This is a genomic window from Cohnella soli (assembly GCF_042655525.1).
Taxonomy (GTDB): domain Bacteria; phylum Bacillota; class Bacilli; order Paenibacillales; family Paenibacillaceae; genus Cohnella; species Cohnella soli.
In genome coordinates this window covers 62,093-79,876 of the sequence record NZ_JBHSMI010000028.1, presented here as the reverse complement: position 1 = coordinate 79,876, position 17,784 = coordinate 62,093, and the positions used below count along the sequence as shown (strand labels likewise).

The following is a 17,784-nucleotide window of genomic DNA, read 5'->3' as shown; positions in this document are numbered from 1 at the left end:
AGCGAGATGTTCGAATTTTTCGAGCAACGGCCTGCAATGAGCCCCTTTCGGGAGCGAGATGTTCGACTTTTTCGAGCAATTGCCTGTAGCGAGCCCCATTCGAGAGTGAGATGTTCGACTTTTTCGAGCAATTGCCTGTAGCGAGCCCCATTCAAGAGCAAGATGTTCGAATTTTTCGAGCAATTGCCTGCAATGAGCCCCTTTCGGGAGCGAGATGTTCGACTTTTTCGAGCAATTGCCTGCAACGAGCCTCATCCGAGAGCGAGATGTTCGACTTTTTCGAGCAACTGCCTGCAATGAACCCCTTCCGAGAGCGAGATGTTCGAATTTTTCGAGCAACGGCCTGCAATGAGCCCCTTTCGGGAGCGAGATGTTCGACTTTTTCGAGCAATGGCCTGCAGTGAGCCTCATCCGAGAGTGAGATGTTCGAATTTTTCGAGCAACTGCCTGCAATGAACCCCTTCCGAGAGCGAGATGTTCGACTTTTTCGAGTAATTGCCTGCAGTGAGCCTCATCCGAGAGTGAGATGTTCGAATTTTCGAGTGCTTGTAGCGAGCCCCTCCAGCGGGGCTTCGAGCAGAGAGTTGCTTTCGAAACCTACACTAACTCCATCCTAAACGAAGCTCCGAGCAGGGAGTTACTATCAATCTCAGACTAGCTTCGTCACCAATGCGGCTACACTACCGCCTTACGACCCGAACAATTGCTTCTTCAACGCACGGTTGCGCTCGTTGAACACATCGTTGTGCGAAGATACCATCGCGTACTCTTTTGCATCCGGCGTAATATGCTGCTTCGCCTTGTTGACCGCGTTCGCGGCATCCTGGAACGCCCCCGCGATCAGATGCAGTTTACCGTCGTGAGCGATCGCGTCCCCCGCCGCGTAGATGCCTTCGACGGACGTCTCGCTCATCGGCGTGCCCGCGATGCTCCACTCGTCTTTCATCTCAATTTGGACTTCACTGTTCGCGAGCAAGTCTCTATCACGCTCATAACCGTAATTGATAATGATTTCGTCGACCGCCAGCTCCACTTGAGCATTGTCGTCATTGTTTCTTAGAAGTACCCTGTCCACGCGCTCCTCCGCTTTCTCCGCGATCAGCTTCTCGACTTCCGTGTTAAACAAACAGACGACCGAACTGCTCATCAGCCTCGACACTTCCGCCTCATGACCTTTCAGCGCATCTTTGCGGTAAGTTAAATACACCTTTTTCGCGATCGGCTCCAGTTCGTTCGCCCAATCGATCGCCGCGTTGCCGCCTCCGGAGATGAGCACTGTTTTGTCTTTGAAACGACCTAGCGATTTTACCGTGTAATGGAGGTTGCCAACCTCGAACCGGTCCGCGCCTTCCAGCTTCAGCTTCATCGGTTTCAGGATCCCGTATCCGATCGCCAGAATGACGGTTTTGGAATAATGCGCGGCACCCGAAGAAGTATGAAGCGCAAAAATCCCATCTTCGCCTTTCACAATCGACGTCACTTTCTCGCCGAGTACGACTTCGGGATCAAACGTACGGCCCTGCGCGATCATTTGCTCAATCAGCTTGTCCCCGGTCGTCGGTGTCAGTCCGCCGACATCCCAAATCATTTTCTCCGGGTAGACGTTCACCTTGCCGCCCAAGTAAGGCTGAAACTCGATAATCTTGGCCCGCATCTCGCGCAAGCCGCTATAGAAAGCGGAGTACAGCCCCGCGGGGCCTCCCCCGATAATCGTCACGTCGAAAATTTCCCTGTCGTTCATGTCATATGTCCTCTCCGTTTCTGGATTGATTCGAGTGGCTTTTTTTTCGTTGCTTCAATCCTATCACATTATCAATGAGAATGAAAATCATTATTAATTGATCGAATCTAGTAAACAGATGTACCCGAATATCAAAACATGTGTATAGATCCCCCTGCCGATCCCGTTTATAATTTTCGCGAACAATCCGGTATTGGAGGAAAATCAGCAATGGAAGCCAAACGGTTTGGCGTTCAGATTCAACGGGGGTTGCGGCACTGGGCGATCTTGCAACGCAAGGGAAACTTCGGGAGTATCGAATTGTCTGGTATCTGGTCGGCGCTGCCCGGCGCGGGCGATGAATTGGCGAGCGTCTATACTCGCGTCGTCAAGGAGGACGGCAGCGGCGATATTGTTCCTTGGAGACGATGCGCTACTGACAGAAACGGCGAGTGGAATACCGCGATACGCGATATTCCGACCGGGGGCTTATACAGAATCGAAACCTGTCTCCGGGTCGGCGACCGACAGCCGATAGAACTTGCGACGCGCGGCGATATGATCCATCACGTCGTCGTCGGCGATATTTGGGTCATCGCCGGACAAAGCAATGCGGCCGGTTACGGCAGAGGCGCGGTTAACGATCCGCCGGAGATGGGCGTTCACCTGCTGCGGCATAACGGGCAGTGGGATTTGGCAACGCATCCGCTGAACGAATCTACCGGGACGGTGCAGGCGCTAAACGGCGAGCCGGTGAATCCGGGGCATTCGCCCTATCTGGCTTTCGCCAAAGAGATCAAGAAGGAAACCGGCGTTCCGATCGGCCTGCTGCAAACCGCGCTCGGCGGTTCCCCGCTGTCCAGATGGAATCCGGACGAAAACGGCGATTTGTACCGGAATATGATGGACGTTATCCGGAGCGCGGGAGGCCAAGTAAAGGGGATGCTGTGGTATCAAGGCTGCAGCGACTGCGATCCCGAGAACGCCCCCACCTATCTAAGCCGGTTTTCCCGCATGGTGGAACGTTGGCGCGAGGATATGTCCGATAACGATCTATCCGTCCTGACCGTGCAGTTGAACCGAAACGCAAGCTCCGAAGAGGGAGACGAAGCCGATTGCTGGTGGGGCGAGGTTCGCGAAGCCCAAAGAACGGCCGCTATGACTCTCTCCCGGGTGTATGTCGTGCCTTCGCTCGACAGCCCGCTGTCGGATATTATTCATAACTGTCCTGCCGGCAATTTGCTCATCGGCGGGCGATTGGCAAAGGCGGCGTTGGCGGCCGACTACGGTAAAACCGCAGCATATCGGGCGCCCAACATCGTCCAAGCGGCATACGACCCTGAAAGCCATGACGGAACACCGACGATCTTACTGATGTTTGCCGATGTGACCGGCGAATTGTTCGCCGTAGGGAACCGGGAGCCCGTGTTTACCGTCGAGGACGGTCAGGGCAAAGCCCCCATTACGCGTTGGCGGATTACGGACAAGATCAAGGTGGAATTGGAGCTCTCCCGCCCGCTGGAAGGCGCCGCCGTCGTCCATGGCGCTTACGAAACGAATCCTTCGGCCTTTCCGGTTCTGGATACGGGTACGCATATGCCGATGCTCTCCTTCTACGGTTATAAAATCAAACAGGAAAAAAGGTGATTCCTCTGTCCGCTTATGCTTATATGTTGCGTTTCGCGTTGCAGCCCGGCCATTTCGAAGAGGAGCGCATCCACGCGCTATCGAACTTCTGCCGCGCTGCGGAAATCGACGACGTCATGTTTTTTATCGCACCCTTGAATTTAAATCATATTGCCTTGGAGGAAGCCTCGCGCTGGATTGAGACGATTGGGCGGGCCCAAGAGGCACTCACCGCAATCGGCGTCACGACGTCCATCAACCCCTTGAACACGCTGCTGCACGATTCCGCCGGCAATGTACTCCCCGCCGACAAATCGTTTCGATTGATGGTCGATCCGCAAGGCAACCAATCGGGCACCGTTGTCTGTCCGCTTTGCCCGGAGTGGCGCGAATACATTACCGGCTTGTACGCGTTTTATGCGACGATGAAGCCCTACGCGTTATGGGTGGAGGACGATTTTCGCTTCCATAACCACAATCCGCTTGCGTGGGGCGGCTGCTTCTGCGATCATCATTTGCGCGAATTCGCCGAGCGTGCAGGCATGCCTTCGCTGCATCGGGAAGCTTTTGTTCGGGGATTGCTTGCGGAAGGTCAGCCTCACCCGTACCGGCAAATCTGGTTGGAATCGTGCCGCAGTACCCTCGTGCAGCTTGCGCAAGAGATCGGCGACGCGGTGCACCGGGTGTCGCCCGAAACCCGGATCGGTCTGATGTCGAGCGTGCCGAGCGCTCATGCCGCCGAAGGCCGGGACTGGCATGGCATCATAAATGCGTTCGGCGGTAGCCGGCCCGGTATTATTCGGCCCCATCTGCCCGCCTACATGGAGACGAGCGGAATCCATTATTCATGGGAGTTCAACGCGACATCCCGCCAGACGGCCGCCTTGATTCCCGAAAACACGGAAGTCTATCCCGAACTGGAAAATGTGCCGTATACCGCCTACTCCAAATCTGCGGCTTTTCAGAAATATCAATTAGAAACGGCACTGCTGCTCGGCAGCAAAGGGATCACGCTCAACATCGTCGATATGATCGGCAACGGCATTTACGCTGAAGAACGGGCGGAGAGCTGGTTAAGCGAAGAAAAAGCTTTCTTGAACTCGGCGACTTCCCTCGGGCTCCGCATTCAAGATGCGAAGGGCGTGCAGGTGCTTATGAGCGAGCGCTCCTCCGGGTTTCTGCACACATCCGGGCCACTTGCCATGGAAGAGCTGTACCCGCGCGAAACGTTCTGGGCCAGCCTGCTATCCGCCTACGGCATCTCCAATACGTATGCGGCAGAGACGCCGAAACCGGGCGGCATCCTCGCCCTGTCCGGCCAAATTTTGCGCAATTACGGTGAGGCTGAAATCCGCCGGCTGTTCGCCGAGCATTTCGTGCTGCTCGACGGGGAAGCCGCTCACACGCTGCACGACCTGGGGCTCGGCGCCCTTGGCGGGATCGCCAAAGCGGAATGGCGCGAGCTGCAAACGATCGAGCAAATCGTGAACGACCGCACGTATGCAAGCATAAAAGAAGGCCGCATGAGACCGCATCTTGTCTTCGGCCGTTTTTTGGATATCGAATACGAAGAAGGCGCGGCGAACGTCATTTCGCAAATTTGCACCATACAAGGCGAGGCGATTTGTCCGGGGATGACGATCGCGAACGGCCGCGTTTTCATACTTCCCTACGACCAGAAGGCCCCCCATGGCCTGCTCAATCCGATTCGCCGGGCGGTTCTTCAAGAAACGATCGGTTCAACTGGCGGCACGCAGCCGCTCCGGATCGCCAATTACGCCCCCCATACGGCCGTATATGAATTCCGTACGGACGGCAAACAAACGATCTGCCTTGTCAACAACTCGCTGGACGATATCGAGGAGATAAAATTGGCCGGTGGAGATTTAACGGGAGACGGCTGGATGCTCTTTAGCCGATCGGAACCGCAGGGTCGTCCCATCGCGCTGGACAGCGAAGGGAATGCAAAAATCGTAAACTGCCGGATTCCCGCGCTGTCCGTTGCGCTTCTGCATAGATCGACCGACGCGCCAGGGCTGCCAATGTAAAAAACAGTACATGAATGTAAAGTCATGCGTATAGAGCTTCTGCATCAACCGCTTTTATAATGAAGGTGTTTCAAAATAGACAGTTTGCGGAATCGCCCCGCCCCCGGCATACGATGAATTCATTCATGCATGCATGCCGGAACGGGGCTTTTTTCGTTACCCGCGAACGAAACGGGAAGGCGGTGATCCGAACTTATTGTCGTTTTTAATCAAAAGACGGAGGTGCATGAGGAATGGCGAATACGGAGAAAAGACGCACGCTTTTCTACATCCTGATGATGGGCTTGACGCTGGCTGCCGCCTGTTGGCTCCTTGTTTCCGCACTTAAACCCGAAACCGCTTACGCCGCGAATACGACTTATTATGTGGATGCGGATAGCGGTAACGACGGCAACTCCGGCACGAGTCCGACCGCAGCGTGGAAAACGCTGGCGAAAGTCAACGCAACGACATTCGGAGCGGGAGACAAGATTTTGTTCAAAGCCGGAACGAGCTATACCGGCCAGCTGTGGCCTAAAGGCTCCGGCGCGAGCGGCAATCCGATCGTGGTGGATCTGTACGGAACAGGCAGCAAGCCCGTCATTAACGGCGCGGGGACGGTTACGGAAACGGTGCGCCTGTACAATCAGCAGTATTGGGAAATCCGCAATCTGGAAATTACGAATCTCGGTCCGACAAGAGCGCTAAGAAGGGCGGTTTGGATCGAAGCCAGCGACTTCGGAGTCGTCAACTACATCCATTTGCTTAACTTGGACATACACGATGTCAACAGCATTATCGGCGATTGGGATCTCGACGGAGGCGGCATTATCGTTCGGGTAACGGGAGCGGCCGTCTCGACGAAGTACAACGACGTGCTCATTCAAGGCAATACAATCAAGTCCGTCGACAGCACGGGAATTTTCCTGCGCAGCGGCTGGATGAATCGCGGCGCGATGAACGGCGGAGCGGGACCTTGGGCAGGGTCGACGAATGTCGTCGTGCGCAGCAATTCGCTTAACGATATCGGCGGCGACGGGATCGTCATTTGCGAGAGCGCCGGCCCGCTGGTGGAGTATAACGTAGTCTCCAATGCGGACCGAAGAATGAGCGGCTCCCATACGGCGATCTGGAATATGAATACGGACGATGCGGTGTATCAATACAACGAAGCTTATTTAACCCGCAATCCGAACGGCGCCGACGGACTCGGATTCGATGCCGACGGCAATTCCCACCGATCGCTCTATCAGTACAACTATAGTCACGACAACGAAGGCGGCTTTATGGATATTTGCAACTACGAAGGGCCCCAGTCTTTTAATGACGACGTCGTCGTGCGGTACAACATAAGTCAGAACGACAGAACCCGCCTGTTCGCGAGCTGCGGCAGAAACGTGAACGCGAACATTTACAACAACACGATCTTTACAAGCGCGGCGGGCAACCTCCTGTTTTTGTGGGACTATGCCGATCCCACTACAAGCGATTCCATGCTGAACTTCAAGAACAACATTATTTACAACTCCGGAATTTTATCCTTCGACTGCAACGCCTGCACAAGAGGCTACACGCCGAGAAGCTTCGACTACAATACGTTTTTCGGCAATCATCACAGCAGCGAGCCGGCGGACCCGCACAAGTCGACCGCCGATCCGAAGTTCGTCAATCCAGGCTCGGGCGGCAACGGCAGAAACACGGTCGACGGCTACAAGCTTCAACCGAATTCCCCGGCCATCAATACCGGCGTTGCGATCGCGAATAACGGCGGCAAGGACTACTGGGGCAATCCCATACCTTATGCGGGAGGCAGTACCGACAGAGGCGCTTTCGAATACCAGGGAACTCCGCCGACGCCCCCTCTCGCTCCCGTCATTGGAACGACCTGGAAGGCCTCCCTTCAATTCAGCGACGTGCAAGGACAAGACCAATGGTACTACAAGCAGAAAAACTTATTTTACGGCACGTATTCGAACGACACCTGGAACGCCGCTAACCAGTGGTGGGTCGGTTCCCAATATTACGCCATCATCACGAAAAACCTGATCGCGCCCGACGCGGCCAACGATTCAGTGAGAGCTTGGGTGGCCCCCGCCACGGGCACGATTACGATAACCGGAGTGGTGCGGAAGTCCAACGTGACGTGCGGAGACGGAGCGGTCGCGACCATGATGAAGAACGGCTCCGCACTGTGGGGACCACAGGTCGTAGCCTACAACGATGCGCTGGGATATTCGCTCTATTTGACGACGACGGTTACGGCGGGCGATACGATCTATTTCGGCATCAACAAAAATACGCTGAACGACTACTGCGACACCTTGAACTGGGACCCTACGATTACATGGGGAGATCGCAAAGTATGGAAAGCCTCCGAAGGCTTCAGCGAAACGCAAGGGCAGGATGGATGGTACTACAGGGAGTGGAACGGCAGCTCTTACACGTACAAAACGTGGGACGCCGCCAAAGGCTGGTGGGTCGGCAACGTCAATTACTCCACGATCATGAGCACATCGCAGCATGCGCAAACCGGGCGTGACGCCGTCCGGACATGGGTCGCGCCGAAGGCGGGCACGATTACGATTACAGGCACAGTCAAGAAGGACAACGTAAATACGGGGGACGGCGTCGTCGTCTCGATTCTGAAAAACCTGACGACGATCTGGGGCAATCAAACGATCGCTTGGGACGACTCCACCGGTTATACCCATAGCGTCGTCACGACCGTTAACGCGGGGGACAACATCGACTTCCGGGTCAATTCCAACGTCGTCAACGATTACGCAGACAATGTAAATTGGGATCCCACGATCACTTACAGCTGACAGCGTCGTCAGCATCTGAATCAAGAGGATGGTTCCTGCCGTCCTCTTGAACGCATTGGAGGCTGATTTCTATGGGACAATGGAGCCGTCGTATCGTCGCCGGAAAACCATACGCCGTTTGGGCTGGCGTCAGCGTGGCGTTCGTCGGCTGCGCGATCGCGTTAATGCTGCTCATTCCGCAGCGTCATAGTGAGCCTACTGTCGCTACCGTTAATGGGGAGCCGATCTCTCTGGCCGAATTTAACCATTGGGTCTCGGCGGAACGTACGGAGGTTTTTCAATATTTTCAAATTCATTATGGCGTGCGGGAAGAGACGGCTGACTTCTGGACAAAGGACTATGAGGGAGAAACCCCGCTGCAAAGCTTAAAAAAACGCGCCCTTGACCGAAGCGTCCGCGCCAAGCTGCAGCAACTGCTGGCTCGGGACAAGGGACTCGTCCGCGACATCTCCTACTCCGCTTTCCTCAAGCAGCTCACCCTCGAAAACAAACGTAGGGCGGCCGCCGTAAAAGCGAAGGAGGTGATTTACGGACCTCTTCAATATACCGAGGCCGCTTATTACGACTACAAGTTGACCAACTTGGCGATTGAATTGGAAAACAAACTGAGAAGCTCCGAGCTCGCCTTTAATGAAGAGGATCTGAGACAGTATTACGACGAGGCGGCGAAAGCGAACCATTACGACGGAAAAGACGACACAAAGATTGAAAAAATAACCGTCTCCTTCGTCGATGAGGATGGCAGCGTGAACCGGACCCGGAAAACGGCGGTCAAATCCATCATGGAAGAAGTCCTGGCGAAGCTTGAAGCCGGAGAGGATTTCGGCGAACTCGCAGAAATCTATAACGAGAACGCAGGTGACAGACAGAGTCGCGGTGCACAAACGTTCGACAGCGCCTCGGCCAAAACAGACCGCAAATATTTTCCGCAGCTGCTGTCCGAAGTCTCCAAGCTGAAAGCCGGCCAATCCAGTGGAATTCTGGAGATCGGCAACGCCTATCTGATCGTAAAGTGCGTAGAACGCAAAGACGCAGCTGCCCGCGATTTCGATGAAGTCAGAGAGCAAGTCGCAATCGCCTACGTCCGCGACCGCTATGAAGCGTATATCGACAATATGGCACAAAAGGCTACGGTCGTTTTGCGCGAGACAAAATAACCGGTTCACGTCAATAAGCCCCCCTGTCTCGTCGGGCAGACATCGCCGTTGACGACAAGACAAGGGGGCTTCTCTATGTGCTTACTCGCTAATAGACATCAGTCCTGCTGCAGTCGGATCGGGTAGAAGTCCGCAAAACTCCACACCGTCCCGCCTCCCCAGCCGAAAAATCCTCCCATGCCGTGATAGCTTCTAAAGAAATAGCCTTGTAGCGCTTTGTTAACATAAGGATTGACGCCGATGCTGTCGAAAGGGATCACCTGAATCGAAATCCACCGGTCATCGCCGACTTTCGTATAATTTTCCCATGGCTTGCTGAAGCTGCTGTTCTGGACGGGTCCGCTATATTCCAGCTTCAAGCCTTTCGTATTGTTGAAAAAGACGTAGTAGGAGGAGCCGGTCGCGTCGCCCGTAATAAACGTTTCGTTGTCGTCGTCCGCGCCGCTAGCCCACCATTCTCCCGGTGCGGTATCGCTTGCCACGATTTTCGATATATCGTCATCGAAATTTTCGTAGCCGACGTACAAGTTATTATCGTCCCACAACAGACGTACCTTTGTCTGTACGGGTGCCGGTGTCTTCGTGTTCATCACGTAGAATCCCGTCACCGCTTCGGCATTCGCCCATGGGCCTTGACTGAAATCGGTCACGCCGACAATATCCTCTTTACTAGAGGTCGTTCTCAAAGCGTGCGCTTCTAAATCAGACTGCTCGCTATACTCTAATACCATTCGTTCGAACGTCGTCTTGATCGGTTCGATTCTTGCCTTCGCCTTAGCGTCCGCCAGCGTCCATGCCTCATTCAAAGCTGCTTGTGCCGCATCTTTAATTCCCGCTTCAATGATGTATTTGCCGATATACGTTTTGGGGCTCGTATTATAGCCAATAGGATCGTGATACTGATTCCAGCCCTGTTCGATAAGGTTATAATACCTCTTCATCGGTTCGGCCGCTGCACCATAGGCTTTCCGAATATAGTCGGATTTAAGCTGGGCAAGATCGACATCCGGGTTCCACATGAGCTTCTGGAACAACCAGAACTGTAGTGCATTAATGGACCAGTTTGGAATTCTGGCATCCATGACGATCTCCGGCATGACCCCCGTAATCCCCAAACTCTTGTAATACTTCATATCGGCTTGAACCTTCTCGGCAATCGGCCTTTCGTAAGTGTCCGAGTTGAAAGAGCCGTAATAGTTATACATGACCACGTTTTTCGTATTTTTCAGCCAGCCCTCCAGCTTCAGCCGATGTTGATAATTCGAATTGGTCTCATCGGCGGTGTTGAAAGGAACGCGGTCATCCCCGGTCAGCGGTGCCAGAACGACAACAATATTATCTTCCAGCTTGACTCTCGGCGGAACGTCCGTGAAGAAGTAGGCAAACGTAACGATTTTGACATTCGGATTGCTTACTTTCACTTTCGCTGCGATCTTGTTCAGGAACGAGAAGAATACGGTCGACTGGTAATCCGCTTCGTTAGGCTGAATGACGACGCCAGCAGCCGTAGTAAAAGGCGAGCGGCTCAGCTCTCCTTGTTGAAAATAATGGGTATCGTTAATGCCGATTCCAACATATTCGATCGGGTTTTCGCTCAGGAACTGCTTCACGCGGCCGGCGATCACCCCCGGAACATCGGGATGATAGAAGTTGATTTGAGTGTCATCCGCGACCGGAATGTAATTCTCGCCGCTGACATCCGTATTGTAATAATCGGGATGTTCTGCGAAATATACTTCATTCGGAAGCCAGTAGCCCAGATTATGACCGAGCGTAAACGACTGTACGCCTACTTGCTCATGTCTCTCCCATAGAGATTGATTCGCGAACTCCGCCATCTTGGCATTCATTTTATTGCTTGCGATCATGGCTTCCGTGCCCGGATCCTCGTGGTATTCCCCGTTCGCTCCATACCCGATAAGATTAAACCCGCGGACTTGGAACGGTGACTTCTCGCGATAATTCGCCTTTACTGCCTTGATCGTGGCTAGAGGATCGTATAGAGTCCCCTTATCCGTCGTGCTTGAGCGCGTCCACAATACCCCGGCGTTCTTTTCCAGAAAATCATAGACTCCGTTCAGCACCCCCTTCGGTTCAGTGCCGATAATATAAATCCGATTACCCGCCTTCCTGACGGCAAAGCCGTCGGAATTGTGCAGATAGGCCACGTCGTCTCCGAATAAGCTGGACAGTTTCGGATTAGAGTCCGGCGTTCCCAAAATAATCTGAAGCCGCTCATTATCCATGTTGTCGCTAGACGTTACCACAGTAACATGTTGGCTTCCGGCGTTCTGAGTCTCGCTTGCCGATTCGTTCAGCGTCACATCATCGATCCATAACTGATCCGTTCCGGCCACGATGTAGAAGTAGATCCACGCATAGTCCAATTGGGTCGCCTTATCCGGCGTATACTTGAGTTCTATTTTAGTCCATTCATCAGTCACGTTGAACGAGGTCTGATCTGTGCCGGGATTGCTGGACCAGTCATTCCCCATTTCCACGAATTGCGCGATAACCTTCTGGCCTGACGGGGCGCTGCCCTTTACCATGGCCTGAAGTGTATACTCATGGCCCGCCTGAAGGATTATCCGTTGGTCCGTACGCGCATAAATGTAATCTCTCTGCCCAAGATCAATGCGAAGCGAGTGCGTTCCCTCATATTTCACTTGGCTATCCAGTGCACCGGACGGTACGTTCCAGCCAGCCGGAAGCTGCCCATCCGCAGCGACCGTTTCGAATCCTCCATTGCTGATCGGGTTCTGCGGCGGCGTTTCCATCAAAGTTACATCGTCGATCCACAGGTGATCCGTTCCCTCGACGGCATAGAAATAAACCCAGTTGTAATCGAATACAGCCGTTACGCTTGGCGTGTAGGTCAACTTCACTAACGACCATTGATCTGTAATATTCGTAACCTGTTGGCCGGAACCGTCTTTATAGCTTCCGTCATTTTTCATTTCCATGATTTGCGATACAATCTTCTGACCGGAAGCGGCACTCCCCTTCACATAGGCTTGAAGCGTATACTGATGGCCTCGTTCCAAAATCAGGCGCTGATTGGTCGTTGCGTTAATATACGGGTACTGTCCAAGATCGATCCGCAGCGAGCCGGAGCCGCTGTGAGCCACTTGATTATCCCGCGCGCCGGACGGCACAATCCACCCGTCGGGCAGACTCCCGCCGATCTCGAACCCGCCGTTCTTGATCAGATTTCTGTCCAGATTTACCGTTAAGGTTAGCGTGGAGGTCTGAACTTCGTCAGAGCTTACCTGCAGCGAAACGTTATGCGTTCCTTCCGCAGCTCCATTCGATACGGTAATCGTACCTTCTATCGTTTGGCTTTGTTTTGCCCCCAGCATCGTTTCATTCCCAAAGTAAGCGGTAACTGGACCAGCATCCGTCTGTGCCACTTTAACGCGAACAGGATGGCTGCTGTTATTAATCAGCGAAAGTCGAATCGGATAACTGCCGAATTGATGAACGTCAAGCTCGTTTTCCCACAGCTGCGCGCTAAGGGCATCCCCATCGCTTTGTCCTTTGTAAATCGGCAGCTCTGCTCCGCTAACCATCTTAATCGTACGCTGAAGCTCTTCTGCCGCAAGCGTTTCCATCTTGCCGGCTAGCGGGCTGACCAGGATATCCGCATTGGCTATCCCTTCTTTCACGAGAGCACTCGGCAAAGGTTCCGGCGACGAAGAAGGTTCCGGCGTTGTCGTCGGCGATCCGCCGTTGCCGGATGCAGAACCGCCTTCTTCCTTATTCGGCTTGCGCTCGAATGTCGTCCCTTGCCCTTTCTCGCCATAGATGACCTTGTCGATTACGCCCTGTCCGAGTACCTTAATGATCTCGTTCAAATATAGCGCATCGATCCTCGCATCTTGATCGATCACGATCGTCGTTCCCGTTCCAACTCCGGAAGCCACGATTACCTGGACGACGGTCGTCGTACCTTCGAGAACGATGCGGACACCGGTCGATGTTTTCTCGATTCGAAGGATGTTTAAATTCACGTTTTTCAAATGAACGCTGTTTGCGCCGCCGCCCTTGACGGTTGTCGTTCCTTTTACCGTTACGTTGTCGAGAAAGACGTCGCCTTCCCCGACTCCTTCAGCCACGGTAAGGTTACCGGTAATCTTCATGTTTCGCAGCGTAACCCCGGGAACGGAAATCGTTACATCGCCTGTAATGCTCTGGGTTCCGGAGGCCGGGCCGTATGTACCCGCTTGGCTATAAACAACCTCCCGTTCCGCCATCGCCCGATCCAATACGACGATTAATTCCGCCCTCGTGATGACGGCTTTTGGCTTGAAGCTGCCGTCCTTGTAGCCTTTTATCAGATTTTTCGCCGCAGCCGCGCCAATCGCCCCTTTGCTCCAGGAGGCCATCTGAGCGGCATCCGTAAAGGCTTCAGCCCCGGCGGTATTTTTCGTCAAATCGTACTGCAGCAACCGGGCGATGACGACTGCGGCTTCCTGTCTGGAAACCTTTTCTTGGGCTCGGATCGTTCCATCCGCATAACCTTGCAAGTAACCCGATTTTATCGCAATGGCGATATCGGAATAAGCCCAATTCGTTGTTGCCAAATCCGCAAAACGAATATCCGCCGCTTCTACCCATCCGAATGCCCGGTTAACGAGAGCAGCCAGCTCTCCTCTCGTAATCGTTTGGTCCGGTCGTACCGTTCCGTCAGGAAATCCCTTGAGCAAGCCCTTGTCTAACCAATCCGCGATTTGCGGTTCCGCCCAATGTCCGGCAAGATCACTGGCGGCAGCTTTGGGATTAGCCGCTATGCCTGCACCGAATGCCGTAGAATAGGAAGAAAACAGCAAGCAAATGAGCGTGATCAACGTCGTGCGTTTTCCAGATGACCTTTTCATGAAAGCGCCTCCAAAAGTTATTTTCTAAAACCCTTTCCACGCAACACAAAATAAGATGAGCGCGTTGCGGCCTCACCCCCCTCTCGCTATCCCCATTGCTCCCTGTACTCCTGCGGCGTCATCCGATTTATTTTCTTGAAAAAACGGATAAACGCATGGGAGGAGTTATAGCCGAGCGCCGCCGCGATTTCGTGCACCTTCAGCGTGCTTTTCCTCAATAGATCCTTTGCTTTCCGATCTCGGATTTCGGTCAAATAATCGGACAAAGCGTTGCCGGTAATTTGCTTATAGAGACGCGATAAATAAGAGGGGTTCAAATTCACGTGATCCGCTAAATGAATAAGCGAAATATCCGTCGAAATATGATTTTCGATAAAATCATGTACCTTCTTGACGACCTCGTGGGTGCTCTGCTCTTGTTCGTTAAGGTTCCAGGCGATGATAGCGCTGGCAAGCTGTTGAAAATAGAGATTCCATTCTTCCCAGGAGACTTGCTCGTCGTAACGAATTAGCCGATCCCAATCGCATTGGTCTTTAAGCTCCTTCTCCAAATCGTATTTGTTTACGAAAGTGAGGAACATGAAAGACAACGCATGGTAAAGTTCGAGCTTGTGTAGACGAGACACCCGTTCGTCCGTGAAAATCGGCGACAACTCTTCATACAGCCGGTAAAAATCCGTTTCGCTGCCGTTCTCCAGCCCGTTCATCAGCAGTTGCATCTTAATTGGAAGCTCGTCGCTTTTGGGTACCGGCTCCTGCAGTCCTGCGCGCCGTTCATCGGAATACGTCATCGCCTTCAAGTCCGTCAACAGCGTGCCTCTTTGTCTGCCGAGTCCGCGCACAAGGAGAAACTTCAGCGCGCGGAACCGCTCGGCAAGGTCGCACCAGGCGACTTCGCGGCTGCCAAGCACGAAGGAAACGGACAGCTTCAACAGTTCCCGGCACTTGCTCTGAATCATTTCCGTCATGCCGTTCACATAATGGAACGCTCTTTCCCAGTCTTCCGCAAGGGTGGAATGGGGCTGCAATATCCATACGATTTTGGACGGCTCGTACACGAGCGAGACGAGCTTGGCGGATTCGGCCAAAAATTCCTCGGCGATATTTTGAACGGCATAAATGATCAACGCTTTGTCCGGCGCCGTCGTAATTTCGTTCCAGTCATCCACCCGGCATATTAGCAAAAGCACAGGATCGGCTACCCGGAAAGACAGCTGAATGTTCGCGAAATGCTCGGCCAGAAGCTCATTTTCCACCTTTTTCCCTTGCAGCAAAAGCCATAAATACTCTCTCTGCAGCGTCGGAAGCGCCAGCTTCATATGCGCCTGCGCCTTCTCGATCAGTTTTCTCGCGTCCTGCTCCTCATCCAGGCGGTCAATCGCTTTCTGTACGGCCTGGACGATCACCGAGTCGTTCTCCGTCTTCAGAATATATTCGAGTCCACCCAGCGAGAGCGCGCTCTGCACATAACTGAATTCGCTGTGGCTCGTCAATAATATCACCTTGCACATCGACCAACTTCTGCGGATTTGCCGCAGCAGCTCGATGCCGTCCAAGCCGGGCATCAAGATGTCGGAAAGTACGATATCGATGCGCTGTTTTTTCATCAGTTCAAGCGCTTCAAAGCCTGAATACGCTTTGTAGATTTCCAGCCGGGCATTTCCTTCTTTCTCGAATAGCTCGACCAATCCGTTCGTAATGATTGGCAAGTCGTCCACAATGAGCAATCTGTACATGCGTTAGCCCTCGCTTTCCTTAAGCGTCAACCGGATGGCGACCTGCAATCCACCCAGCTTCGATCTCGAAAGGTGTAATCCGTATTCCGGACCATACATGATTTGAATGCGCCGGTGGACGTTAATAATTCCGGTCGTGTCCTCGATGCCATGAGCCGATAGGCTAAGTCGTTCGTTCAGCCGCGCGATGTCAACGTCGGCCAGGCTGCTTCCGCTATCTTCCATATACACGGTTAAATCTTCGCCTTGGGTTTCCATATGGATGACAATTTGTCCCCCGCTCAACATTTTCGAAACGGCATGTTTATAAATATTTTCAACGATCGGTTGCAAAATCAAGCGCGGCACCTTAAACCTTGCCAGTGCGGGATCGAGGGCATCGAAGGAAATTTGAATTTTCTCCCCGTAACATACCTTTTGCAGCTCGACGTACGTTCTCGCATGCTTGAACTCCGTCTCCAACGGCACTTGATCGGAATCGTCCCTCGTAATGAACTGGAAGTAGTCGCCGACATATTGGCAGAAGCTATAAGCAAGCTCCAAATCTTCGGATTTGATTAACCGGCATAGCACAAAAAAGCAGTTGTACAGAAAATGCGGATTGATTTGCGATTGCAGCCTTTTGAGCTCGGACCGTTGACTGTGAATTTTTTGCTCGTAATTTTCCTGGATCAGCGTCTTCAGATGCATCACCGTGTCGTTGTACGCATTGTACAAATAACCGAACTCGTCTTGTCTCGGCACGGACACGATCGGCATCATATCGCCCGTCCGCATGCGTTTGAACGCGCCGATCAGCCGCTTTAACGGACGATGAATCATGCGAAAGATGGAGAGGGAGAAGAACAAAACGATAAACACGGACAATACGGAAACGCCCATGAGCCAATACCGGTATTTGTTGATCGGATCGGTGACATGGCTTTCCGGCACGTAGCTCACCAAATACGATTCCAGTTCCTTGGAATAGGTGTACGAAACGAGGTACGACACGTTGCCGATGCGCAGCGTATCGTAACCTGCATTCACTCCCTGCTTAATCCGGCCAGCGAAGTAATCGTGAAACGCCGACATTTTCGAATCGTCCCGCTCGCTTGATATCGTCCAATTCCGGTTCAAATTGAGCAGCGCGGCGTTTCCATCGGGAATGCTGATCATTTCGCTTAACATTTCCTTCAGCTTGCGCACCGAGATTTCCACGCCGACGACGAACAGCGCTCGGCGGTTCGGGATAGCGGGGTACTGCATGCTGACGAACAACCGGTCGTTCCAATAAACGAGCGGACTGTTCGAGATATTGTTCTTGAGCTGGAGCGCTTCGAACTCCGGAAAATCAATGGAGGTATTGAATGTCGAGCTCAGAATCGTCCGCTGAAGCAGCGGAATGTACGCTCTAACCTCTTCGATGTAAATGCTGTTGTATTTAATCAACTGAAGACGCCTTTGGACTGCGTTAATAAAGGCAATCTTCTGGTAATCGCTTAAGCTGTTTCCGCTTGCGCTTAACGTCATCAAGTCTTTGTCCGCGACGTACTCCGGAAGGACGCGCATTACACGCTCGACTTCCATCTTAAGCGTTTTCAAGTAGAAATCGTTGCGGTCCGAGATCGACTGGAAAATTTCCTTGCGGATGCTCTCTTCGCCTTTATGGTTAATGATAATCGTCAATACGTATAACGGCAGTAACACCGCGACGAATGTCAGCATCAATTTCACGAAGATCGTGGTCCGCTTTCGCAGTAGGTCGTTCAGCTTCTTCATGGTGTTCTGTTCCCCCAAAGTCCTATGACATTGTGTCGTATTTCCACTTTATCAT

Annotated in this window: 8 protein-coding genes; 4 read left to right on the top strand and 4 right to left on the bottom strand. The window is 53.0% G+C overall.

Going from position 1 to position 17,784, the window contains the following annotated elements; translation table 11 throughout:
• Positions 1-688: 688 nt before the first annotated feature.
• Entirely contained in the window at positions 689-1,741 is a 1,053-nt protein-coding gene (locus ACFPOF_RS16755; protein WP_378134653.1) for an NAD(P)/FAD-dependent oxidoreductase, read from the bottom strand.
• A gap of 210 nt (positions 1,742-1,951) precedes the next feature.
• On the opposite strand from ACFPOF_RS16755, the gene ACFPOF_RS16750 reads away from it, so the two are divergent.
• The 4 genes from ACFPOF_RS16750 (at position 1,952) to ACFPOF_RS16735 (ending at position 9,355) form a co-directional block, all read left to right on the top strand.
• On the top strand, positions 1,952-3,367 hold the full coding sequence (locus ACFPOF_RS16750; protein ID WP_378134652.1) for a sialate O-acetylesterase: 1,416 nt from the start codon (positions 1,952-1,954) through the stop codon (positions 3,365-3,367).
• Positions 3,364-5,394: a hypothetical protein gene (locus ACFPOF_RS16745; RefSeq protein ID WP_378134650.1), complete on the top strand. Its 2,031-nt coding sequence runs from the start codon at positions 3,364-3,366 to the stop codon at positions 5,392-5,394. Before ACFPOF_RS16750 ends, ACFPOF_RS16745 begins: the two co-directional genes overlap by 4 nt.
• A 233-nt stretch (positions 5,395-5,627) precedes the next feature.
• Complete coding sequence (locus ACFPOF_RS16740; RefSeq protein ID WP_378134648.1) at positions 5,628-8,198, top strand: right-handed parallel beta-helix repeat-containing protein; 2,571 nt, start codon at positions 5,628-5,630, stop codon at positions 8,196-8,198.
• Between the two features lie 71 nt (positions 8,199-8,269).
• On the top strand, positions 8,270-9,355 hold the full coding sequence (locus tag ACFPOF_RS16735) for a peptidylprolyl isomerase (RefSeq protein ID WP_378134646.1): 1,086 nt from the start codon (positions 8,270-8,272) through the stop codon (positions 9,353-9,355).
• A gap of 98 nt (positions 9,356-9,453) precedes the next feature.
• Here the strand turns inward: ACFPOF_RS16735 and ACFPOF_RS16730 are convergent, their stop codons facing one another.
• The 3 genes from ACFPOF_RS16730 to ACFPOF_RS16720 form a co-directional block, all read right to left on the bottom strand.
• On the bottom strand, positions 9,454-14,232 hold the full coding sequence (locus ACFPOF_RS16730; protein ID WP_378134644.1) for a DUF4838 domain-containing protein: 4,779 nt from the start codon (positions 14,230-14,232) through the stop codon (positions 9,454-9,456).
• An 86-nt stretch (positions 14,233-14,318) separates the two neighbouring features.
• Positions 14,319-15,968 (bottom strand): response regulator, encoded by a 1,650-nt coding sequence (locus ACFPOF_RS16725; RefSeq protein WP_378134642.1) that lies wholly within the window; start codon positions 15,966-15,968, stop codon positions 14,319-14,321.
• A 3-nt stretch (positions 15,969-15,971) separates the two neighbouring features.
• Positions 15,972-17,729 (bottom strand): sensor histidine kinase, encoded by a 1,758-nt coding sequence (locus ACFPOF_RS16720; RefSeq protein WP_378134640.1) that lies wholly within the window; start codon positions 17,727-17,729, stop codon positions 15,972-15,974.
• Between the last annotated feature and the right edge of the window lie 55 nt (positions 17,730-17,784).

Excerpts from the sequence above, each read along its gene's own strand:
- ACFPOF_RS16755 (WP_378134653.1), bottom strand. The coding sequence starts at position 1,741 with ATGAACGACAGGGAAATTTTCGACGTGACGATTATCGGGGGAGGCCCC.
- ACFPOF_RS16750 (WP_378134652.1), top strand. The coding sequence starts at position 1,952 with ATGGAAGCCAAACGGTTTGGCGTTCAGATTCAACGGGGGTTGCGGCAC.
- ACFPOF_RS16740 (WP_378134648.1), top strand. The coding sequence starts at position 5,628 with ATGGCGAATACGGAGAAAAGACGCACGCTTTTCTACATCCTGATGATG.
- ACFPOF_RS16735 (WP_378134646.1), top strand. The coding sequence starts at position 8,270 with ATGGGACAATGGAGCCGTCGTATCGTCGCCGGAAAACCATACGCCGTT.
- ACFPOF_RS16730 (WP_378134644.1), bottom strand. The coding sequence starts at position 14,232 with ATGAAAAGGTCATCTGGAAAACGCACGACGTTGATCACGCTCATTTGC.
- ACFPOF_RS16725 (WP_378134642.1), bottom strand. The coding sequence starts at position 15,968 with ATGTACAGATTGCTCATTGTGGACGACTTGCCAATCATTACGAACGGA.
- ACFPOF_RS16720 (WP_378134640.1), bottom strand. The coding sequence starts at position 17,729 with ATGAAGAAGCTGAACGACCTACTGCGAAAGCGGACCACGATCTTCGTG.